The sequence below is a fragment of the Salmonella sp. SSDFZ54 genome (assembly GCF_004010735.1).
GTDB lineage: Bacteria > Pseudomonadota > Gammaproteobacteria > Enterobacterales > Enterobacteriaceae > Salmonella > Salmonella enterica.
In genome coordinates, this window is the sequence record NZ_CP034819.1 from 2,344,248 (window position 1) to 2,366,253 (window position 22,006).

General features: G+C 53.7%; 22 protein-coding genes. 16 read left to right on the forward strand and 6 right to left on the reverse strand.

Annotation, left to right across the window (positions count from 1 at the left end; all coding sequences use genetic code 11):
- The first annotated feature begins 8 nt into the window (after positions 1 to 8).
- Positions 9 to 881, forward strand: a complete 873-nt coding sequence (gene ubiA / locus EOS97_RS11705) for a 4-hydroxybenzoate octaprenyltransferase (RefSeq protein WP_000455249.1) — start codon at positions 9 to 11, stop codon at positions 879 to 881.
- A gap of 98 nt (positions 882 to 979) precedes the next feature.
- On the opposite strand, the gene plsB is transcribed toward ubiA, so the two are convergent.
- Positions 980 to 3,400 carry a glycerol-3-phosphate 1-O-acyltransferase PlsB gene (gene plsB, locus EOS97_RS11710; RefSeq protein ID WP_000017360.1) on the reverse strand — a complete coding sequence of 807 codons (2,421 nt, stop codon included), beginning with the start codon at positions 3,398 to 3,400 and terminating at the stop codon, positions 980 to 982.
- Positions 3,401 to 3,570: 170 nt separating this feature from the next.
- On the opposite strand from plsB, the gene EOS97_RS11715 reads away from it, so the two are divergent.
- The 5 genes from EOS97_RS11715 to EOS97_RS11735 all read left to right on the forward strand — a co-directional run bounded on the left by EOS97_RS11715 (position 3,571) and on the right by EOS97_RS11735 (position 6,501).
- Positions 3,571 to 3,939: a diacylglycerol kinase gene (locus tag EOS97_RS11715; protein WP_000002900.1), complete on the forward strand. Its 369-nt coding sequence runs from the start codon at positions 3,571 to 3,573 to the stop codon at positions 3,937 to 3,939.
- A gap of 108 nt (positions 3,940 to 4,047) precedes the next feature.
- Positions 4,048 to 4,656, forward strand: coding sequence for a transcriptional repressor LexA (gene lexA / locus EOS97_RS11720; protein WP_000646079.1), 609 nt, complete (start codon positions 4,048 to 4,050; stop codon positions 4,654 to 4,656).
- A 178-nt stretch (positions 4,657 to 4,834) separates the two neighbouring features.
- The gene (gene dinF, locus EOS97_RS11725) at positions 4,835 to 6,160 is read left to right on the forward strand and encodes an MATE family efflux transporter DinF (RefSeq protein WP_001128113.1); all 1,326 of its coding nucleotides are present in this window, start codon (positions 4,835 to 4,837) and stop codon (positions 6,158 to 6,160) included.
- Positions 6,157 to 6,270, forward strand: a complete 114-nt coding sequence (locus EOS97_RS11730; protein WP_001575282.1) for a hypothetical protein — start codon at positions 6,157 to 6,159, stop codon at positions 6,268 to 6,270. Before dinF ends, EOS97_RS11730 begins: the two co-directional genes overlap by 4 nt.
- 21 nt (positions 6,271 to 6,291) lie before the next feature.
- Positions 6,292 to 6,501, forward strand: coding sequence for a CsbD family protein (locus EOS97_RS11735; RefSeq protein WP_001030592.1), 210 nt, complete (start codon positions 6,292 to 6,294; stop codon positions 6,499 to 6,501).
- Between the two features lie 99 nt (positions 6,502 to 6,600).
- Here the strand turns inward: EOS97_RS11735 and zur are convergent, their stop codons facing one another.
- On the reverse strand, positions 6,601 to 7,116 hold the full coding sequence (gene zur / locus EOS97_RS11740) for a zinc uptake transcriptional repressor Zur (protein WP_000416271.1): 516 nt from the start codon (positions 7,114 to 7,116) through the stop codon (positions 6,601 to 6,603).
- A gap of 246 nt (positions 7,117 to 7,362) precedes the next feature.
- Between zur and EOS97_RS11745 the strand changes: the two genes are divergently transcribed.
- The 3 genes from EOS97_RS11745 (at position 7,363) to pspG (ending at position 10,169) form a co-directional block, all read left to right on the forward strand.
- Positions 7,363 to 8,673: a conjugal transfer protein TraF gene (locus tag EOS97_RS11745; RefSeq protein WP_001039327.1), complete on the forward strand. Its 1,311-nt coding sequence runs from the start codon at positions 7,363 to 7,365 to the stop codon at positions 8,671 to 8,673.
- Between the two features lie 87 nt (positions 8,674 to 8,760).
- On the forward strand, positions 8,761 to 9,759 hold the full coding sequence (gene dusA / locus EOS97_RS11750) for a tRNA dihydrouridine(20/20a) synthase DusA (RefSeq protein ID WP_001182227.1): 999 nt from the start codon (positions 8,761 to 8,763) through the stop codon (positions 9,757 to 9,759).
- 167 nt (positions 9,760 to 9,926) lie between these two features.
- Complete coding sequence (pspG, locus tag EOS97_RS11755; RefSeq protein WP_000891413.1) at positions 9,927 to 10,169, forward strand: envelope stress response protein PspG; 243 nt, start codon at positions 9,927 to 9,929, stop codon at positions 10,167 to 10,169.
- A 174-nt stretch (positions 10,170 to 10,343) separates the two neighbouring features.
- Here pspG and EOS97_RS11760 read toward each other — a convergent pair whose 3' ends face one another.
- Positions 10,344 to 11,327 carry a quinone oxidoreductase gene (locus EOS97_RS11760; RefSeq protein WP_000235550.1) on the reverse strand — a complete coding sequence of 328 codons (984 nt, stop codon included), beginning with the start codon at positions 11,325 to 11,327 and terminating at the stop codon, positions 10,344 to 10,346.
- 64 nt (positions 11,328 to 11,391) lie between these two features.
- On the opposite strand from EOS97_RS11760, the gene dnaB reads away from it, so the two are divergent.
- From dnaB to EOS97_RS11790, 6 genes are all read left to right on the forward strand, one after another.
- Positions 11,392 to 12,807: a replicative DNA helicase gene (gene dnaB / locus EOS97_RS11765; RefSeq protein WP_000918353.1), complete on the forward strand. Its 1,416-nt coding sequence runs from the start codon at positions 11,392 to 11,394 to the stop codon at positions 12,805 to 12,807.
- 31 nt (positions 12,808 to 12,838) lie between these two features.
- Positions 12,839 to 13,918, forward strand: coding sequence for an alanine racemase (alr, locus tag EOS97_RS11770; protein ID WP_001147297.1), 1,080 nt, complete (start codon positions 12,839 to 12,841; stop codon positions 13,916 to 13,918).
- Between the two features lie 185 nt (positions 13,919 to 14,103).
- Positions 14,104 to 15,297 carry an aromatic amino acid transaminase gene (gene tyrB / locus EOS97_RS11775; RefSeq protein WP_000486914.1) on the forward strand — a complete coding sequence of 398 codons (1,194 nt, stop codon included), beginning with the start codon at positions 14,104 to 14,106 and terminating at the stop codon, positions 15,295 to 15,297.
- Between the two features lie 186 nt (positions 15,298 to 15,483).
- Positions 15,484 to 16,197: an acid phosphatase AphA gene (gene aphA / locus EOS97_RS11780; protein WP_000724431.1), complete on the forward strand. Its 714-nt coding sequence runs from the start codon at positions 15,484 to 15,486 to the stop codon at positions 16,195 to 16,197.
- A gap of 128 nt (positions 16,198 to 16,325) precedes the next feature.
- On the forward strand, positions 16,326 to 16,742 hold the full coding sequence (locus EOS97_RS11785; RefSeq protein ID WP_000270392.1) for a secondary thiamine-phosphate synthase enzyme YjbQ: 417 nt from the start codon (positions 16,326 to 16,328) through the stop codon (positions 16,740 to 16,742).
- Positions 16,743 to 16,744: 2 nt separating this feature from the next.
- Positions 16,745 to 17,101 (forward strand): MmcQ/YjbR family DNA-binding protein, encoded by a 357-nt coding sequence (locus tag EOS97_RS11790; protein ID WP_000155665.1) that lies wholly within the window; start codon positions 16,745 to 16,747, stop codon positions 17,099 to 17,101.
- Here EOS97_RS11790 and EOS97_RS11795 read toward each other — a convergent pair whose 3' ends face one another.
- From EOS97_RS11795 to uvrA, 3 genes are all read right to left on the reverse strand, one after another.
- On the reverse strand, positions 17,102 to 17,440 hold the full coding sequence (locus EOS97_RS11795; RefSeq protein WP_000146593.1) for a membrane protein: 339 nt from the start codon (positions 17,438 to 17,440) through the stop codon (positions 17,102 to 17,104).
- The gene (locus EOS97_RS11800) at positions 17,427 to 17,882 is read right to left on the reverse strand and encodes a hypothetical protein (RefSeq protein WP_000432210.1); all 456 of its coding nucleotides are present in this window, start codon (positions 17,880 to 17,882) and stop codon (positions 17,427 to 17,429) included. The genes EOS97_RS11795 and EOS97_RS11800 overlap by 14 nt, the downstream gene beginning before the upstream one ends.
- Before the next feature lie 131 nt (positions 17,883 to 18,013).
- Positions 18,014 to 20,839, reverse strand: coding sequence for an excinuclease ABC subunit UvrA (gene uvrA / locus EOS97_RS11805; protein WP_000357724.1), 2,826 nt, complete (start codon positions 20,837 to 20,839; stop codon positions 18,014 to 18,016).
- A 247-nt stretch (positions 20,840 to 21,086) separates the two neighbouring features.
- Between uvrA and ssb1 the strand changes: the two genes are divergently transcribed.
- The gene (gene ssb1, locus EOS97_RS11815; RefSeq protein WP_000168325.1) at positions 21,087 to 21,617 is read left to right on the forward strand and encodes a single-stranded DNA-binding protein SSB1; all 531 of its coding nucleotides are present in this window, start codon (positions 21,087 to 21,089) and stop codon (positions 21,615 to 21,617) included.
- Positions 21,618 to 22,006 lie beyond the last annotated feature (389 nt).

Sequence of the window (22,006 nt, forward strand, 5' to 3'; positions counted from 1 at the left end):
AGATAAAGATGGAGTGGAGTCTGACGCAGAGTAAGCTGCTGGCGTTTCACCGTTTGATGCGTACAGATAAGCCTATTGGCGCGTTGCTGCTGCTCTGGCCGACGCTTTGGGCGCTATGGGTGGCGACGCCGGGTATGCCTCAGCTGTGGATTTTGGCAGTTTTTGTCGCTGGCGTGTGGTTAATGCGCGCGGCGGGCTGCGTGGTGAATGATTATGCCGATCGTAAATTTGACGGACATGTAAAACGTACGGTCAACCGACCTTTACCCAGCGGCGCCGTGACAGAGAAAGAAGCGCGCAACCTGTTTGTGGTGCTGGTGCTGCTGGCGTTTCTGTTGGTGCTGACGCTGAACGCCATGACGATTCTGCTTTCCGTGGCGGCGCTGGCGTTGGCCTGGGTTTATCCCTTTATGAAACGCTATACCCACCTGCCGCAGGTCGTGCTGGGGGCCGCTTTCGGCTGGTCAATCCCCATGGCGTTCGCCGCGGTGAGCGAATCCCTGCCGTTGAGCTGCTGGCTAATGTTCCTCGCCAATATTCTCTGGGCAGTGGCTTACGATACGCAATATGCGATGGTCGACAGAGATGATGATATCAAGATAGGCATTAAATCGACGGCGATCTTGTTTGGTCGTTATGACACATTGATTATCGGGATTCTGCAGCTTGGCGTCATGGCGTTAATGGCGCTGATCGGCTGGTTGAATGGTCTGGGATGGGGATATTACTGGGCTGTGCTGGTGGCGGGCGCGCTGTTTGTCTACCAGCAAAAACTGATTGCGAACCGTGAGCGTGAAGCCTGCTTTAAAGCCTTTATGAACAATAACTACGTTGGCCTGGTGCTATTTTTAGGGCTGGCGATGAGTTACTGGCACTTCTGATGTCATGCCGGGCGGACCCGGCCTACAAAGCCAAAATTTTCAATACGTCATATCAGTTGCCCGATAAGCTTACGCCATCGGGCATTTCAGGCACTGGCTTACTCGCCCTGCGTCGCGCTTTCAATCGTCAGACGGACATCAGAGGTAATCAGATCGGCAAGCATCTGATATATCTTCATCGTTTCTGCCGGTTCGGCATCGCCCGTATCACTGATATAACCCTCATCCCGTAGCGTCAACACGAGTGAACTGAACACCGCTTTGTCGAAAAACTCCGGCGCGTTAATACCGTGCAGGACAGACAGACGTTGCGCCACGGTACGGCTTTCTTTCTCCAGCGTACTGCGGTTGATGGACGGATTGGCGCTCAACAGCCAGAACGTAATGGCATAACGCTGTAGCGTTTCGCGCGCGCCTGCCGCCAGCAGTTGCAGCGTACGGGAATGCGTCGGGTTGATATGCAGTTCATCATCCTGCAGGGTAATTAGCCCCTGACGCTGCATTTCACTGGCCAGCGCGTCAATGACCGAGGCTAACTCCTCGCGCTCCCAGCGCAGGAACAGCTCCGCTTTTAACATCGGATAGAGCGCTTCAACATGCTGCTGCAACGCATCACGCGAAATGCGACGATGCTGGGTGATAATCGCCGCCATCAGCGAAGGCATAATCAACATATGCGCGATATTGTTACGATAATAGGTCATCAACACCGCCTGCTCGCGCGGCAGGATGATGATATCGCCAATGGTGTCTTTCTCGACCTCAAACTTATTCATCTGCAGCGCGTGAGCGATGAGCTCGCCAGCGCTGGCGGCAGGAACGGTTGAGTCTGTGGAATAAGGGACATTGCGCATCAGATCGAGATAGCAATCAAGCTGCTCGGTGAGCTGCTCGCGGGTGAGCGAGCGCTGACGCGACGCTAACAGCGCGGTACAACACAGGTTCATCGCGTTTGCCGCGCCAGCGTTGTTAATACGCACCATCAGATCGGCGGCGATACTATTTACCGTCGGCGTCAGCCAGGCTGGGCGTATGGCCTCTATAGGGTCGATAGATTCGCGCCACTCCGGCACATGCTGGTTCAGGTACGTCATGAGCGGCATCGGTTCGCCAAAGTTAACGTAGCCCTGACCCAGATTGCGCAGCTTGCTCAAGCCTTTCAGCATCTGCGGCAGACTCTCTTTCTCTTTTGTCGCGCCGCGCAGCTCTTTCGCATAGGTGCCCACTTCCATGACGTGCTCATAGCCGATGTAAATAGGCACTAACGTAATTGGACGGGTACCGCCGCGCAGCATCGCCTGGATAGTCATCGACAGGGTGCCGGTTTTCGGGTCTAACAAACGTCCGGTACGCGAACGTCCTCCTTCGACAAAATACTCAACCGAGTAACCGCGGCTGAACAGCTCGCCCAGGTATTCGCGAAAGACGGTGGAATAGAGTTTATTCCCCTTAAAGGTGCGACGAATAAAGAACGCGCCCAGACGACGGAAAATCGGGCCAGCGGGCCAGAAATTAAGGTTAATGCCTGCGGCAATGTGCGGCGGAACCAGTCCCTGATGGTACAGCACATAAGAAAGGAGCAAATAGTCCATATGGCTGCGGTGACAGGGTACATAGACGATTTCATGGCCGTCGTGCGCCAGTTGGCGTACGCGCTCGGCGTTATGCACGTTAATCCCCTGGTAAAGTCGGTTCCAGGTAAACCCCAAAATCCTGTCGGTCAAACGAATCATCTCGTAAGAGAAGTTCGCCGCGATCTCTTCCATCAGCGCAATGGCGTTTTGCTGCGCTTTTTCATGAGAGATTTTCTTACTGCGCGCTTCGTCTTCTACCGCGCGGGCGATCGCTTTCGAGGCCAGCAGTTTGTTAAACAGATCCTGACGGGCGGGCAGGCGTGGGCCAACCGCCGCCAGGCGCTGGCGAGCAAAGTGCATACGCGCCACGCGAGCCAGCTTCTGCGCGATGATTTTATCGGTGCCGTGTTCATCAGCCATGCGACGCAATGAGACGGACGGCGAGAATCGGACAAAGCTATCGCGACCCAGCCAGGAGATGGCAAAGAATTTCTGTACGCCGTTCAGCATACGTAAAGGCGGGTTATCTTCTCCCTTTTCACGACCCGGCGCGCGGCCAAACATCACGGAAACGGGCACCATCTGCACGTCCAAAGCCGGATTACTCCGATGCAGATCGAGATAATCGTGAAAAAGTTTCACCGACTCTTCTTTTGGCGTGTAATAGGTAAAGACACGCGGTCCGCCGTGAATAAATACATAGCGTGGCAGCAGCGCGCCGTCGATCTCCAGCGGCTCCAGCGGATCCGGGAGATCGTGCGCCAGACATTGCGCCCGCAGCGTCAGTAAGTCCGCTTTTGAGTTGTATGGCAAGACATACATAATGGGGCGAGAAGTATCGAGCCCCAATTCCTGGGCGGGTTCCGCCGGAATAGACTTGCTTTTTACCAGTATGCTTAATGGTAAATTCAGTAATTTGTAGTAAATTCGTGGCCAGCCGGACATAAACGATGTAAAGCCTCTGGTTAATAATGCAAATGCGGTGCAAGGATATCAGAAAGTTTAGCGAATTTCTGTTGTATCCCGTCATACTTCGCGCTGCGTTACGGCAGTCCGAATCGTGCAGGGCAACCGTATAATGTCATTGACGTTAATAATGTAAAAAGGTTCTTTTGATGGCCAATAATACCACTGGATTCACCAGAATTATCAAAGCGGCAGGATATTCCTGGAAAGGATTTCGCGCCGCATGGACTCACGAAGCGGCGTTTCGCCAGGAAAGTATCGCGGTATTGCTGGGCGTCATCATCGCCTGCTGGCTGGATGTGGATGCGATTACCCGTGTGTTATTGATAGGTTCCGTTTTACTTATCATGATTGTTGAAATCCTCAACAGCGCTATTGAAGCGGTCGTGGACCGCATCGGTTCTGAATACCATGAGCTTTCCGGCCGTGCGAAAGATATGGGATCGGCTGCGGTGCTACTGTCTATTTTCGTTGCCCTGATGACCTGGGGCATCCTGTTATGGTCACATTTTCGATAAAGGTTCCAAATTTTATAAATCTCTTGTTTTTTGCGCCGTTTGTGGTTCCAAAATCACCTTTAACTGTATATACTCACAGCATGACTGTATATACACCCAGGGGGCGGAATGAAAGCGTTAACGGCCAGGCAACAAGAGGTGTTTGATCTCATCCGGGATCACATCAGCCAGACAGGTATGCCACCGACGCGTGCGGAAATCGCGCAGCGTTTGGGGTTCCGTTCCCCAAACGCGGCGGAAGAACACCTTAAAGCGCTGGCGCGCAAAGGGGTGCTTGAAATCGTTTCCGGCGCATCGCGAGGTATCCGTCTGTTACAGGAAGAAGAGGACGGATTACCGCTTGTCGGGCGTGTCGCGGCGGGTGAACCGCTACTGGCGCAGCAGCATATTGAAGGCCATTACCAGGTCGATCCTTCACTGTTCAAACCCAGCGCCGATTTCCTGCTGCGCGTGAGCGGTATGTCGATGAAAGACATCGGTATTATGGATGGGGATTTGCTGGCGGTACATAAAACGCAGGACGTCCGTAATGGCCAGGTGGTTGTCGCTCGCATTGATGATGAAGTGACAGTAAAACGCCTGAAAAAGCAGGGCAATAAAGTGGAGCTGCTGCCGGAAAACAGCGAGTTTACACCGATAGTGGTGGATCTGCGCGAACAAAGCTTTACGATTGAAGGGCTGGCGGTAGGCGTCATTCGCAACGGGGAATGGTTGTAATCTCTTTTTAATCTCCTTGTAAGCCGTCATCCGGCAATCGTGCAGCCTGATGGCGCTGCGCTTATCAGGCCTACGGGAATGCAGTTCCTGAGATGATTAATTTGTAGGCCGGATAAGGCGTTACGTCGCCATCCGGCAATGCGCTCGTTTCGTTTAACTCCTTGTCAGGCTTTTTTCCATGCCGCTTTTTACCTCCTCTGATAAAGCTCTCTGGCGTCTCGCGCTGCCGATGATTTTTTCTAACATCACCGTCCCCTTACTGGGGCTGGTCGATACGGCGGTGATTGGTCATCTGGACAGCCCGGTTTTCCTGGGCGGCGTGGCGGTGGGCGCGACTGCCACCAGCTTTCTTTTCATGCTGCTGCTATTTCTACGTATGAGCACCACCGGCCTAACGGCGCAGGCATTTGGCGCCAAAAATCCGCAGGCGTTAGCCCGGGCGCTCATTCAACCGTTATTGCTGGCACTGGGCGCTGGCGTGATGATTGTGCTATTTCGCACGCCGCTTATCGAGCTGGCTTTACATATTGTCGGCGGGAACGACGCTGTCCTGGTGCAGGCGAGACGCTTCCTTGAAATTCGTTGGCTAAGCGCTCCCGCGTCACTGGCGAATCTGGTACTGCTCGGTTGGCTGTTAGGCGTTCAGTATGCGCGGGCTCCGGTTATCTTGTTGGTCGTGGGCAATATTCTCAACATCGCGCTCGACCTGTGGCTGGTGATGGGGCTTCATATGAACGTGCAGGGCGCCGCCCTGGCGACGGTCATCGCAGAATATGCCACGTTACTGATCGGCCTCATGATGGTACGTAAAGTTCTCCATCTCCGCGGTGTGTCGCTGGATATGCTAAAACAGGCCTGGCGCGGCAACGTGCGCCGCCTTTTGGCGCTCAATCGCGATATTATGCTGCGCTCATTGCTCCTTCAGCTTTGTTTTGGCGCAATCACGGTGTCAGGCGCGCGGCTGGGCAGCGATATTATCGCGGTAAATGCAGTCCTGATGACCTTACTCACCTTTACGGCCTATGCGCTGGACGGTTTTGCTTATGCGGTGGAGGCGCACTCCGGTCAGGCTTACGGCGCGCGTGACGGTAGCAAGCTACTGGACGTCTGGCGAGCGGCGTGTCGTCAGTCAGGAATTGTGGCCTTGTTGTTTTCTACAGTCTATGCCCTGGCAGGCGAACATATTGTCGCGTTACTGACCTCATTGCCGCAAATACAGCTACTGGCGGATCGGTATCTTATCTGGCAGGTGGTATTACCGCTGGTGGGCGTATGGTGCTATCTGCTCGACGGTATGTTTATTGGCGCGACGCGCGCCGCCGAAATGCGCAATAGCATGGCAGTCGCCGCGGGAGGATTCGCGCTGACGCTCTTCGCCCTGCCGGTATTAGGAAATCATGGTTTATGGCTGGCATTAACCGTGTTCCTGGCGCTTCGCGGTCTGTCGTTGAGCCTTATCTGGCGTCGTCACTGGCGCGAGGGTACATGGTTTGCCAGATCGTGACGGTTAAAAATTCTGAATATAAAACCGAAGGCCGAATTCCTGCCTACAATTATTATCACGTCCAGCAGAAATTGCAGTGCATTTGGGCGAATAACACCTGCTATTCCTAACCGAATGATGAGGACAAGATGATGAATAAAGACGAAGCCGGCGGTAACTGGAAACAGTTTAAAGGTAAAATGAAAGAACAATGGGGCAAACTGACCGATGACGATATGACCGTTATCGAAGGTAAACGCGACCAACTGGTAGGTAAAATCCAGGAGCGTTACGGTTACCAGAAAGATCAGGCGGAAAAAGAGGTTGTTGACTGGGAAACCCGTAACAACTATCGCTGGTAATATGTTTTCCCCTACCAGGAGTACATGGATGTGCTTCCCACTGTTTGCTTATGAATGCGGGCGTGCCCCTCTCTACTGCCGCCCGTTTTTCCGTTCAGGCTAACGCGGTTTTTTCTTCACCAGCACCGAGTGATCGTGACCACAGTCGCCCGGATGGCGACACGCTTCCACTTCTACGCACGCAGGGCACAGACCGTGCGCCTCAATAACGTTATGTCGTAGCGCAAATCCCATTTTAGCCGCCAGCGTATGCATGATGTCTTCCACGCCCTCGGCACACTCTTCCTTCACCACGCCGCAACGATCGCAGATAAACATGGCCGAGCTGTGCGTCGGCTGGTCGAACAGGTGGCAAACCACATAACTATTGGTGGATTCCACTTTATGGACAAAACCCTGTTCGAGCAAAAAATCCAGCGCGCGGTAGATGGTAGGCGGTTTGGCCTGTGGTTCCGTTTCGCGCAGCAAATCGAGCAAATCGTATGCGCTGATGGCACCCTGTTGCAGACTCATCAGGCGCAGCACTTCGAGGCGCTGAGGCGTCAGGCGCACGTTGCGCTGCGCGCAGAGTTTTTCAGCTTGCGCCAGTAACTCTTGCGTTGTGGTCTTTTCCATGTAGCACCTCGAATGGCATGAAAGTCTAATCCGTTACTTTACCACGAGCTGCTTAAAACTCTGAAATTACCACGCGACAATATATCGCCTGCTAAGCTTTTCCGCGCCAGTATTCTCATCTATACCTAATGAGGGTCGATATTATAACAACAGGATTTAACATCACTATTTCACAGCAATAGTTCGCCTCTGTCCGGTAAAGCGTGGCGGAGGGATTACTTCACCTGATAATAAGATGGGCTAACTGTGAACAAAAACGTCAAACTTTCACTGATTGCTATCGCGGTCTCGCTTTTTATGGCAAAGCAGGCGAGCGCCGCCAATACCTGGACGGAAGCGCGTAATGACGCAATGGGCGGGACGGGCGTCGCGTCCGCGAATTATGGCAGCGGAGTACTATTAAATCCGGCGTTACTGGCAAAAGCCAAACCGGAAGACAATATCACGGTTGTCCTTCCTGCGGTCGGCGTCCAGATTACGGATAAAGACAATCTCCAGGATGAAATTGACGATATCAGCGATAAAGTGGATTACTACGATGAGGCCGTCGATAACCTTACGTTGGGGCAAATTCTGCTCAATCCGCGAGGCGTGCTGAATCAATTTCAGGGCGCCGCGCGCGACCTGGCCGATGAGCTGGAATATCTCAACGGAAAAACCGCTCGCGCCAATGCCGGCGCCGGGTTGGCGGTAAGTATTCCAGGACAAACGCTTTCCGTGGCGTTTATCGCCAAAGGTTATGCGCATGGGCGCGTGAGTTCGTCCATTGATCAGAACGATATTCAGTATCTGCGCGATATCCAGCATGATGAACGTGTCGCGCTTCGTGAAGCAGGACGCGCTGCTTTGCTGGGGTCTGACGAAATTACAAAGCATTTAAACTCTACCGCGTCGGGGCGGGTAGCGATTGTATCTGACTACGGTATTGCGCTGGCGAAGCAGTTTGTGGTGGGCGAGGTGCCTGTTTCCATTGGCGTTACGCCAAAACTGCAAAAAACCTGGCTCTATAACTACACCACCTCAATTTATAACTACGACAGTAGCGACTGGAATAGCAGCCGTTATCGCAATGACGATACGGGTTTTAACATTGATGCGGGGCTTGCTGCCGATATCGGTGAAAACTGGACGTTGGGGCTGAGCGGGCAAAATCTGGTATCTCGCGATATCGATACGAAAGATATTTACATCACTAATGGTATGACGGGAGAAACCACCAACTACAAAGATACATACCAAATCCGCCCCCTGGTTACCGCGGGCATCGCATGGCATAACGATTTGCTGACCGTAAGCGCCGATGGCGATCTGACGGAAACGAAAGGCTTTAAGAGCGAAGACAATTCACAGTACGTTGGCGTCGGCGCTGAAGTTCGACCGTTGTCATGGCTGGCGGTGCGCGCAGGGTATCGTGCGGATGTGAAAAATAACGATAGCAATGTGGTTACCGGCGGTCTTGGCTTTGCGCCCTTTAACCGTGTGCATCTCGATTTAATGGGACTGTACGGCGAAGATGAAACCTGGGGGGCAGGCGCGCAGCTTACAATGACATTCTGAGGTGCTTTCACCGGAGGCGCTACGCCTCCGGTTTAGCGTTATGCTATAGTAACGCCCCTTTTTTAACCGGATGCTTATTTATTCGTCATGCAGCCTGAAACCCAGTCCTCCGCTTTTCCTGCTTATCGCTTCTCCATCGCGCCTATGCTCGACTGGACGGACAGACATTGCCGCTATTTCCTGCGTTTGCTGTCTCGCCAGACGCTGCTCTACACCGAAATGGTGACCACGGGCGCGATTATTCACGGTAAGGGTGACTATCTGGCTTATAGCGAAGAAGAGCATCCGGTCGCTCTACAGCTTGGTGGAAGCGATCCGGCTCAGCTTGCGCATTGTGCAAAGCTGGCGGAAGCGCGTGGCTACGATGAAATTAACCTCAACGTGGGGTGCCCTTCCGATCGCGTGCAAAATGGTATGTTTGGCGCCTGTTTGATGGGCAATGCGCAACTGGTCGCCGATTGTGTTAAAGCCATGCGTGATGTCGTCTCGATTCCGGTAACGGTAAAAACCCGCATTGGTATTGACGATCAGGACAGTTATGCGTTTCTGTGTGATTTCATCGATACGGTTTCCGGTCGGGGCGAATGCGAGATGTTTATTATCCATGCGCGCAAAGCCTGGCTTTCTGGCTTAAGCCCGAAAGAAAATCGTGAGATCCCGCCGCTGGATTACCCGCGCGTCTATCAGCTAAAGCGGGATTTTCCGCACCTGACCATGTCCATTAACGGCGGCATCAAATCGCTGGAAGAGGCGAAGGAGCACCTGCGCCATATGGATGGCGTCATGGTTGGCCGCGAAGCTTATCAGAATCCGGGTATTCTGGCCGCGGTGGATCGGGAGATTTTTGGCGCCGATACCACCGATGCCGACCCGGTTGCGGTGGTTCGCGCGATGTATCCCTATATTGAGCGTGAATTGAGCCAGGGAGCGTATCTGGGGCATATCACTCGCCATATGCTGGGGTTGTTCCAGGGTATCCCCGGCGCGCGACAGTGGCGTCGCTATCTGAGCGAAAACGCCCATAAAGCTGGCGCGGATGTTGCTGTACTGGAGCAGGCGCTAAAACTGGTGGCAGACAAGCGTTAAAAGTTCGCCAAAAATTAGTCAATCTCACCACGCCCTGTGCAGTCTTGCAGGGCGTTTTCTTTATATATCAAAAACATAAATATTGGCATGATTTTTGTAATAGCTTACCTGACCAAACCCGGTAAGCGCCGTGCCGCCGGGCAATGCCATCTTTATGGGGAGCGACTATGCTGGAACTACTTTTTGTGCTTGGCTTTTTTCTGATGTTAATGGTGACGGGCGTCTCCTTGCTGGGCATTCTGGCCGCGCTGGTTGTAGCGACTGCCGTCATATTCCTGGGCGGAATGTTCGCCCTGATGATCAAGCTGTTACCGTGGCTACTGCTGGCGGTGGCTGTGGTGTGGGTGATCAAAGCAGTAAAAACGCCAAAAATCCCACAGTATCAGCGCAATAACCGTCGGTTTTACTAAGGTATTGAGCGGTTCGTCACAACCTGGAACTTTGCCCTCACAAGCAAATAGGAATCGATTATTAAATCTGTCATGATTGCGCAGGTAACGAATTCATCGCGCTGTACCCTACATACAGCCGAACAAAAAAAGAAAGGGCTTCCCGGGTGGAAGCCCAATTTCTTTGCAGAGCTATTACGGAATCAGCAGGCTTGAGCCCTGTGTGGCCCGGCTTTCCAGCACTTCATGCGCGCGACGGGCATCTTTTAACGCATAGCGTTGATTTTCAGCCACATCAACTTTAATCACGCCGCTGGCGATCAATGAGAACAATTCATTGCTGGCTTCGGTCAGTTCTTCACGTGTCGTAATATACCCCTGTAGTGAAGGTCGCGTGGCATACAGGGAACCTTTCTGATTCAGAATACCTAAATTCACGCCAGTGACGGGGCCGGACGCATTGCCGAAACTGACCATCAGTCCCCGACGTTGCAGGCAGTCCAGTGAGGCTTCCCAGGTATCTTTCCCCACGGAGTCATAGACCACGCGGACTTTTTTGCCGCCGGTGATCTCTTTTACCCGTTCGACAATACTCTCCTCACGGTAATTAATTACCTGCCAGGCGCCAGCGTCCAGCGCCCGCTGCGCTTTTTGCGCGCTACCGACGGTACCGATAAGCTTCGCGCCCAGCGCTTTCGCCCACTGGCAGGCGATCAGACCGACGCCGCCCGCAGCGGCATGAAACAGGAAGGGTTCGTCGGGTTTCACTTCATAGGTTTTGCGCAACAGGTAAAAAACGGTCAACCCCTTGAGAAAAGAGGCTGCCGCCTGTTCGAAGGAAATGGCGTCAGGTAAAATCGCGGCTTTATCTGCGGGGACGTTATGGACGGAACTGTAAGCGCCGAGCGTTGACTGCGCGTAGACGACGCGATCGCCCACGCGAATGTGCTCCACGCCGTTGCCGACTTTACTGACTACACCCGCAGCTTCGGTTCCCAGGCCCGCAGGTAACGACGGGGGCGGATAGAGTCCGCTACGGATATAGGTGTCGATGAAGTTGATACCAATGGCTTTGTTCTCAACCTGGATTTCGTGTTCCGCCGGTTCCGCTGGCGTAAACTCCACGGTCTGAAGCACTTCCGGACCACCATGCTTGTGAAATTCAATACGCGTTGCCATGCTTCCTCCAAAAGAAATGTGGTAATCTTTCGACCCAATCACTATCTCGGTAACTCCATTCACTATGGCAGGAAATAAACCCTTCAACAAACCACAGACTGATGCCCGCGACCGCGATCCGCAGGTTGCCGGGATAAAAGTGCCGCCGCACTCGATTGAAGCGGAACAGTCGGTGTTGGGCGGTTTAATGCTGGATAACGAGCGCTGGGACGATGTGGCCGAGCGCGTGGTGGCGGAAGATTTCTATACCCGCCCGCATCGCCATATCTTTACAGAGATGGGGCGCTTGCAGGAAAGCGGCAGTCCTATCGACCTGATTACGCTCGCGGAATCGCTGGAGCGGCAGGGCCAACTGGACAGCGTCGGCGGTTTCGCCTATCTGGCGGAGCTGTCTAAAAACACGCCAAGCGCGGCGAATATCAGTGCTTATGCGGACATTGTGCGCGAACGCGCCGTGGTCCGCGATATGATCGCGGTGGCGCATGAAATTGCGGACGCCGGTTACGATCCACAGGGGCGCAATAGCGACGAACTGCTGGATCTGGCGGAGTCGCGCGTCTTCCAGATCGCGGAAAACCGGGCCAACAAAGACGAAGGTCCGAAAAGCATCGACCAGATTCTCGACGCCACCGTGGCGCGTATTGAGCAGTTGTTCCAGCAACCGCACGATGGCGTTACAGGCGTGGATACCGGCTATCAGGACCTCAATAAAAAGACGGCAGGGTTACAGCGTTCGGATTTGATTATCGTCGCGGCGCGCCCCTCCATGGGTAAAACCACTTTTGCGATGAACCTCTGCGAAAATGCGGCGATGTTGCAGGATAAACCGGTACTGATCTTCAGCCTGGAGATGCCCGGCGAACAGATCATGATGCGTATGCTGGCCTCGCTGTCCCGCGTCGATCAGACACGTATTCGTACCGGTCAACTTGATGATGAAGACTGGGCGCGAATCTCCGGCACGATGGGCATTCTGCTGGAGAAACGCAATATGTATATTGACGACTCCTCAGGTCTTACGCCGACAGAAGTCCGTTCGCGCGCGCGGCGTATTTTCCGCGAACATGGCGGGTTAAGTCTGATTATGATCGACTACCTGCAATTGATGCGTGTGCCGTCGCTTTCTGATAACCGTACTCTGGAAATCGCCGAAATTTCTCGCTCGTTGAAAGCGCTGGCGAAGGAACTCCAGGTGCCGGTCGTGGCGCTATCGCAGCTTAACCGCTCCCTGGAACAACGCGCGGATAAACGTCCGGTGAACTCCGACCTGCGTGAATCCGGCTCTATTGAACAGGATGCCGACTTAATTATGTTTATCTACCGTGATGAGGTTTATCACGAGAACAGCGACTTAAAAGGCATTGCTGAAATTATTATTGGTAAGCAGCGTAACGGTCCTATCGGTACGGTTCGTCTGACGTTCAATGGTCAGTGGTCGCGCTTCGATAACTATGCGGGACCGCAATACGATGATGAGTAACTCTCCGTCATTCTTTTAACAAGGAATTCAAATGCAAGCGGCAACAGTCGTCATTAACCGCCGCGCTCTGCGACACAACCTGCAACGTCTGCGTGAACTGGCGCCTGCCAGTAAGCTGGTTGCGGTGGTGAAAGCGAACGCTTATGGACACGGTCTTCTGGAGACCGCGCGAACGCTCCCTGATGCTGACGCTTTTGGCGTGGCGCGTCTTGAAGAGGCTCTACGTCTGCGAGCGGGCGGGATCACGCAGCCTATCCTGCTGCTGGAGGGTTTTTTCGACGCCGCCGATCTGCCGACCATTTCCGCGCAATGTCTGCATACCGCCGTACATAATCAGGAGCAGCTTGCCGCCCTGGAGGCGGTGGAGCTGGCGGAGCCGGTAACGGTCTGGATGAAACTGGATACCGGTATGCATCGTCTCGGCGTGCGTCCCGAAGAGGCGGAGGCGTTCTACCAGCGTCTGACGCACTGTAAAAATGTACGCCAGCCGGTGAATATCGTCAGCCATTTTGCCCGTGCGGATGAGCCGGAATGCGGCGCTACCGAACATCAGCTCGACATTTTTAATGCCTTCTGTCAGGGTAAACCCGGTCAGCGCTCTATTGCCGCGTCTGGCGGTATCCTGCTGTGGCCGCAGTCTCACTTTGACTGGGCGCGTCCGGGCATCATTTTGTATGGCGTATCGCCGCTGGAGCACAAACCCTGGGGGCCGGATTTTGGTTTTCAGCCGGTGATGTCCTTAACCTCCAGTTTGATCGCGGTGCGTGACCACAAAGCGGGCGAACCGGTGGGCTACGGCGGGACATGGGTGAGTGAGCGCGACACGCGCCTGGGCGTGGTGGCGATGGGTTATGGCGATGGCTACCCACGAGCGGCGCCTTCCGGTACGCCAGTACTGGTCAATGGTCGTGAAGTTCCGATTGTCGGGCGGGTGGCGATGGATATGATTTGCGTAGATTTGGGGCCAAACGCGCAGGATAACGCGGGCGATCCGGTGGTCTTATGGGGTGAAGGTCTGCCGGTTGAACGTATCGCTGAAATGACAAAAGTAAGTGCTTACGAACTTATCACGCGCCTGACCTCAAGGGTGGCGATGAAGTATATTGATTAAATACGCGGCGGGCCGGGTGGCGCTTGCGCTTATCCGGCTTGTATCGCGCATTGGCTGTAGGCCGGATAAGACGTTCACGCCGCTATCCGGTAATATGCGCATCCACCACAACATCCTCTCGATCTTCTCGTCCTTCCGGTTTATTGTGTTATTTCCTGCCCTCTGTAAACCTGGAGAACCATCGCGTGTTTCAAAAAGTTGACGCCTATGCCGGCGATCCGATTCTTTCACTGATGGAGCGTTTTAAAGACGACTCCCGTCACGACAAAGTAAATCTGAGCATTGGCCTGTATTACAACGAAGACGGGATTATCCCACAGCTTAAAACGGTGGCCGAAGCCGAAGCCCGGCTTAACGCGCAGCCGCATGGCGCTTCGCTGTACCTGCCGATGGAAGGACTCAATACTTATCGCCATACTATCGCGCCTTTGCTCTTTGGCGCCGATCACCCGGTTCTTCAGCAACAGCGCGTGGCTACTATCCAGACATTAGGCGGTTCCGGCGCGCTGAAAGTGGGCGCGGATTTCCTGAAGCGTTATTTCCCCGACGCAGGCGTATGGGTGAGCGACCCCACCTGGGAAAACCATATTGCGATATTTGCCGGGGCAGGATTCGAAGTGAGTACTTACCCCTGGTATGACGACGCGACTAACGGCATCCGTTTTAACGATCTGCTGGCCACGCTGAATACGTTACCTGCGCGCAGTATCGTGCTGCTGCACCCCTGTTGTCACAACCCGACCGGGGCGGATTTAACGCCTTCGCAATGGGATGCGGTGATTGAGATAGTGAAAGCGCGCGATCTGATTCCGTTCCTTGATATTGCCTATCAGGGGTTTGGCGCAGGCATGGACGAGGATGCTTACGCTATTCGCGCCATTGCCAGCGCCGGGTTACCTGCGTTAGTCAGTAATTCTTTTTCGAAGATTTTCTCGCTGTACGGCGAGCGCGTCGGCGGCCTGTCCGTGGTGTGTGAAGATGCTGAAATCGCCGCGAGGGTTCTGGGACAGCTAAAAGCGACGGTGCGCCGAATTTACTCCAGTCCGCCGTGTTTCGGCGCTCAGGTGGTCGCTACGGTCCTGGGCGATGAGGCGTTAAAAGCGAGCTGGCTGGCGGAAGTCGACGCGATGCGTAACCGCATTATATCGATGCGCCAGACGCTGGTGAAGGAGCTGAAGGCGGAGATGCCTGACCGCAACTTTGATTACTTGTTACAGCAGCGCGGTATGTTCAGCTATACCGGGTTAAGCGAGGAGCAGGTCGAGCGGTTGCGCGATGAGTTTGGCGTTTACCTGATTGCCAGTGGCCGCATGTGTGTCGCCGGGCTTAATGCTTCAAATGTACACCGCGTGGCGAAGGCATTTGCCGCTGTCATGTAATATTCAGGCCGGACGGCGATAACATTGCCCTCCGGCCTGACAATAGCTGTTGTGATCATCCTCTTTTTTCGTAACAAAACCGCAGATAATCCTTCCTTTTGACCGTTACTGGCGTTATGGTCAGATAGTTTTTTGAGCAAAGACTCATCTTAATAATTATAATATTTTGAATTTTAAGGGAAAAGCATGAAAAAAATAACCCTGGCGCTAAGTGCCATCTGTTTATTGTTTACGCTAAACCATTCCGCGAATGCGTTAGTATCTTCCCCTTCGACGCTCAATCCGGGCACTAATGTTGCAAAACTCGCGGAACAAGCGCCTGTCCATTGGGTCTCTGTCGCCCAGATTGAAAACAGCCTCACCGGACGCCCGCCGATGGCGGTCGGCTTTGATATTGACGACACCGTGTTATTTTCCAGCCCCGGATTCTGGCGCGGAAAGAAAACCTACTCCCCGGACAGCGACGATTATCTGAAAAATCCGGCCTTTTGGGAAAAAATGAACAACGGCTGGGATGAGTTCAGTATTCCAAAAGAAGTGGCCCGACAGCTCATTGATATGCATGTTCGCCGTGGCGACAGTATTTACTTTGTCACTGGTCGTAGTCAGACGAAAACGGAAACCGTGTCGAAAACGCTGGCGGATAACTTCCATATTCCGGCGGCGAATATGAATCCGGTGATTTTCGCCGGCGATAAACCAGAACAAAATACGAAAGTACAGTGGCTGCAGGAGAAGAACATGCGTATCTTCTACGGCGATTCGGATAACGATATTACCGCGGCCCGTGATTGTGGTATCCGCGGTATTCGCATCCTGCGCGCGGCTAACTCCACCTACAAACCGCTGCCACAGGCAGGAGCGTTTGGCGAGGAAGTCATTGTCAACTCGGAGTACTAAAAATCAGGAGAGCGACAGGCTCTCCTTTTTTGCATGATTTTTGCACAAACTTGCCCCGCTGGCTTTTACCTTTTCCAGACTTGCTGCACACTATTCAGGAGACGTTTGTTTTTAGGAAGGAGCAGCCTATGTGGTATCAGCGCACCATTACACTGAGCGAGAAGCCGCGCGGGTTTCATCTGATAACAGATGAAATTATCGATAAATTGTCTGGCTTACCGCCTGTCGAAACGGGTTTGCTGCATCTGTTGTTGCTACACACCTCGGCCTCGCTGACGTTAAACGAAAACTGCGATCCCACCGTGCGCGCTGATATGGAGCGCCATTTCCTGAAAACCGTTCCCGATAATGCGGCGTATGAACATGATTACGAAGGGGCGGATGACATGCCTTCGCATATTAAGTCGTCAGTATTGGGCGTCTCGTTGCTGCTGCCTGTACGCCAGGGGCGTTTACAGTTAGGAACATGGCAAGGTATCTGGTTGGGAGAGCACCGTATTCACGGCGGTCCACGTAAAATCATCGCGACACTACAAGGGGAATGATAATGACCATTTCGGAATTACTGCAATACTGCATGGCAAAACCTGGCGCAGAGCAGAGCGTCCACAGCGACTGGAAAGCGACGCAAATTAAAGTGGAAGATGTACTTTTCGCGATGGTAAAAGAAGTTGAAGGACGACCGGCAGCCTCTCTCAAAACCAGCCCGGAACTGGCAGAGTTGTTACGTCAGCAGCACAGCGATGTACGACCGAGTCGGCACCTTAATAAAGCGCACTGGAGCACGGTCTATCTGGACGGATCGCTGCCGGATTCACAACTCTATTATCTGGTCGATGCCTCTTATCAACAGGCGGTAAATGCGCTGCCGGAAGATAAACGCAAGCAGTTGCCGCAGTCCTGATTATAGCGCGCCGACCAACAACGCCAGGGCGATATCAATGAGGCGGATGACCGTAGACCGGATACGGCTGCCGAGGGCGATTTGCGCATTATTGGCGCGTAGCCTGGCGAGGTCCCGCTGTCCTTCCAGCAGAATAATCATATCGTCGTCGTCCAGCCAGCCGCGAGCATGTTCCTGAAGCGCGCGGGCGATAAACGCGGCGGACTCGCGGATAGCGTCGTCGCTGTCTTCTCTTGCCTGCTTATACGTCTGGATAAACTCGGCAATCGCCGAGGACGCTACAGGGTGTTCGGCCTGGGCGGTGGTTATCAGGTAATGTATTTCGTTAATAGACGCCATTTTCTTCTCCCTGAGTGCAGCGGGCGCCCCAATGCAGACACTCACCCTGTATGGCTAATTTCCAGACCTGATTATTTTGCTGTTGGTATCTCTCTGCCTGGATGTGAGTAAGTGGTTGCTTACGTTGCATAACCCGCGCATAAAGACGCAAATAGTGATTTTTCAGCAGCGCCAGATTATCGAGTCGGTGTTTATCCCCACCCTGACAGGCGACCCGCTCAGCCTGAAAAAATGTCTGACGGATATCGCGGTCATCCTTGAGCAGTGTCTCTTTTTGCCACGGTATTCGCGCCGCGTCCTGCAGGAAGCGGGTTGAGCGCGCTTGTAATAGCGTCAGTTGTTGAAAAGCCACGGCGCTAAAGCGGTCAGGCAGCGTACAGGCGGATAAAAACAGACACAGCAGTAGTGTGATTGCGTAGGGCAACTTCATGGTGTTTTCCATAACAGACCGTTTGCGCTATCACATGTCAGAGCGAGGCGGCACGCAAATCACAAATGCTCAACACGGATACAATGAGGTGAGATGAGGAAAAATGATGCCGCTTCCCGGCGAATCGGAAAGCGGCGTGAAGGTTATTTGAGCATAGGTTTAAGGAAGCGGGCGGTATGCGACGCCTCGCACTCCGCCACGGTTTCCGGCGTACCGGCGACGAGAATTTCGCCGCCGCCGCTGCCGCCTTCCGGGCCGAGGTCGACAATCCAGTCCGCCGTTTTAATGACGTCCAGGTTGTGTTCGATCACCACGATGGTGTTGCCCTGATCGCGCAACTGATGCAGAACGTCAAGCAACTGCTGAATATCGGCAAAGTGCAAGCCGGTGGTCGGCTCGTCGAGAATATACAGCGTCTGCCCGGTGCCGCGCTTCGACAGTTCGCGCGCCAGCTTCACGCGCTGGGCCTCGCCGCCGGAAAGCGTCGTCGCCGACTGACCAAGACGGATATAGGTCAGCCCCACGTCCATCAGCGTCTGCAGCTTACGCGCCAGCGCCGGAACCGCATCAAAGAACTCACGCGCTTCTTCAATGGTCATATCCAGCACTTCGTGGATGGTCTTGCCTTTGTACTTAATCTCCAGCGTTTCCCGGTTATAGCGCTTGCCTTTGCACTGGTCGCACGGCACGTAAATATCCGGCAGAAAGTGCATTTCGACTTTAATGACGCCATCGCCCTGGCACGCTTCGCAGCGACCGCCGCGCACGTTGAAGCTGAATCGCCCTGGCGTGTAGCCGCGCGAGCGAGACTCCGGCACGCCAGCAAAAAGCTCGCGAACCGGGGTAAAGACGCCCGTATAGGTCGCCGGGTTGGAACGCGGGGTGCGCCCGATCGGGCTCTGGTCGATATCAATCACTTTATCGAAATGTTCCAGCCCTTGAATATCCCGATACGGCGCCGGTTCGGCGATAGTCGCCCCGTTTAACTGACGCTGGGCGATGGGGAACAGCGTGTCGTTAATCAGCGTCGATTTACCGGAACCCGAGACGCCGGTGATACAGGTAAACAGCCCTACCGGTAGCGTAAGGGTCACATCTTTCAGGTTGTTGCCGCGTGCGCCGGTGAGTTTGAGCACTTTTTCTGGATTTGCCGGCACGCGTTGTTTCGGCACTTCAATTTTGCGTTTACCGCTCATGTACTGGCCGGTCAGCGATTCCGGTACCGCCATAATGGCTTCCAGCGGGCCTTCCGCCACCACCTCGCCGCCGTGAACGCCCGCGCCGGGGCCAATATCAATCACATGGTCGGCGGCGCGGATGGCGTCTTCATCGTGTTCCACCACAATCACGGTATTGCCAAGATTGCGCAGATGAATCAGCGTACCCAGCAGCCGTTCGTTATCGCGCTGGTGCAGACCGATGGACGGTTCATCCAGTACATACATCACGCCGACTAACCCGGCGCCTATCTGGCTCGCCAGACGAATACGCTGGGCTTCGCCGCCGGAAAGCGTCTCTGCCGAGCGGGAGAGCGTGAGATAGTTCAGGCCGACGTTCACCAGAAACTTGAGGCGATCGCCGATCTCTTTTAGCACTTTTTCGGCGATTTTCGCTCGTTGCCCGGAAAGCTTGAGATTAGTGAAAAAATCCATCGCATGGCCAATGCTCATATCGGAAATAGCAGGCAGCGGCGTATTTTCCACAAATACATGGCGCGCTTCGCGATTCAGTCGCGTTCCTTCACAGCTGGCGCAGGGGCGATTACTGATGAACTTCGCCAGCTCTTCGCGCACCGCGCTGGATTCCGTCTCTTTATAACGGCGCTCCATATTATGCAGCACGCCTTCGAACGGATGGCGGCGCACGGAGGTATCGCCGCGATCGTTCATATATTTAAATTCAATGTTCTCTTTGCCGGAACCGTACAGCACGACTTTATGTACGTTGGCGCTGAGGCTTGCCCACGGCGCATCCACGTCGAACTTATAGTGTTCCGCCAGCGACTTGAGCATTTGAAAGTAGTAAAAATTGCGACGATCCCAACCACGAATCGCGCCGCCTGCCAGCGACAGGTCGGGATTCTGGATCACGCGGTCCGGATCGAAATATTGCTGAACGCCGAGCCCGTCACAGGTCGGGCAGGCGCCTGCCGGGTTGTTGAACGAGAACAGACGCGGTTCCAGCTCGCGCATACTGTAGCCGCAAATCGGACAGGCAAAATTGGCGGAGAACAGAAGCTCCTCCGCTTTCTCATCGTCCATATCGGCAACAACCGCCGTGCCGCCGGATAATTCCAGCGCCGTTTCGAACGACTCCGCCAGGCGTTGGGAAAGATCGTTACGAACTTTGAAGCGATCGATCACCACCTCAATGGTATGTTTCTTTTGCAGCTCCAGCTTCGGCGGATCGGAGAGATCGCAGACTTCGCCGTCAATACGGGCGCGAATGTAACCCTGGCTTGCCAGATTTTCCAGCGTTTTGGTGTGTTCGCCTTTACGCTCTTTAATAATCGGCGCCAGCAGCATCAGACGTTTGCCTTCCGGCTGTGACAGCACGTTATCGACCATCTGGCTAACGGTTTGCGCCGCCAGCGGCACGTCATGATCCGGACAACGCGGCTCGCCCACGCGGGCAAACAGCAGGCGCAGGTAGTCGTGGATCTCGGTAATGGTACCCACCGTAGAGCGCGGGTTGTGCGATGTCGATTTCTGTTCAATTGAGATCGCGGGCGATAGCCCCTCAATATGGTCGACATCCGGTTTTTCCATGAGCGACAAAAACTGCCGCGCGTAAGCGGAGAGCGATTCAACGTAACGACGCTGCCCTTCGGCATACAGAGTGTCGAAAGCCAGTGAGGATTTGCCTGAACCCGAAAGCCCGGTCACGACAATCAGTTTGTCGCGGGGGATGACGAGGTTAATATTTTTGAGATTATGGGTGCGGGCGCCCCGAACTTCGATCTTATCCATTCACCTTTCCCGGTAGAGACTCGGATGCCTGGTTTGTTTGAAGGACAAACGGCAGAAACGGCTAATTATGACACAATTTAACCTGTTTGAATATACAGTATTGGAATGCATCTTCAGCTAAAGTATGCAACAATATGAGGTTCGCGCGAGTGACCTGGAACCTGCATCGCAGCTATTAAAATGCTACGTGGAAATGGTACACTCACGCGTTTACACTATTTATGAAACGTATTCAGGAGACTCAATTATGGCCAGCAGAGGCGTAAACAAGGTGATTCTCGTTGGTAATCTGGGCCAGGACCCGGAAGTACGCTATATGCCGAGTGGCGGCGCTGTCGCCAACTTAACGCTGGCTACTTCTGAATCCTGGCGCGATAAGCAGACCGGCGAAATGAAAGAGCAGACTGAATGGCACCGGGTGGTGATGTTCGGCAAACTGGCGGAAGTGGCCGGCGAATATCTGCGTAAAGGTTCTCAGGTGTATATCGAAGGTCAATTGCGTACCCGCAAGTGGACCGATCAGAGTGGCCAGGAACGCTATACGACTGAAATTAACGTTCCGCAGATCGGCGGCGTGATGCAGATGCTGGGTGGTCGCCAGGGCGGCGGCGCACCGGCAGGCGGTCAGCAGCAGGGTAGTTGGGGTCAACCGCAACAACCTCAGCAGCCGCAGGGCGGCAACCAGTTCAGCGGCGGCGCGCAGTCGCGTCCACAGCAATCCGCGCCAGCGCCGTCTAACGAACCGCCAATGGATTTTGACGACGATATTCCGTTCTGATTTTTGGTAAAAAACTCAAAGCGTTATTTGCATTTTCGCTATAGTTCTCGTCTGCTGAAATGCCTGGTGTAAACCAGGCATTTTCTTACCTGGTATTATTGTCTTTGTATCCCTTTCAAAAAAGAGAAGCGCATATCTTACGGAAAAATGTCGCTTATCGCCTCTGGCCGACTCGCCTCGGCACATCATTATCCAGCCGAAGTTCATAAATGTACTGCAATAACCCGGATTGTCTTAAATATGAAAGAGAAAACTCATCTGCAAAATATATAATTTATAGCCATTTTTTGACAACAAAAAGATATTATAAAATAACGTTAGAGAATGGTCGGTATTATCAATAGTTAATTAAATGTTTGCTTTAGCTTGTGATGAACTCAAATATGATA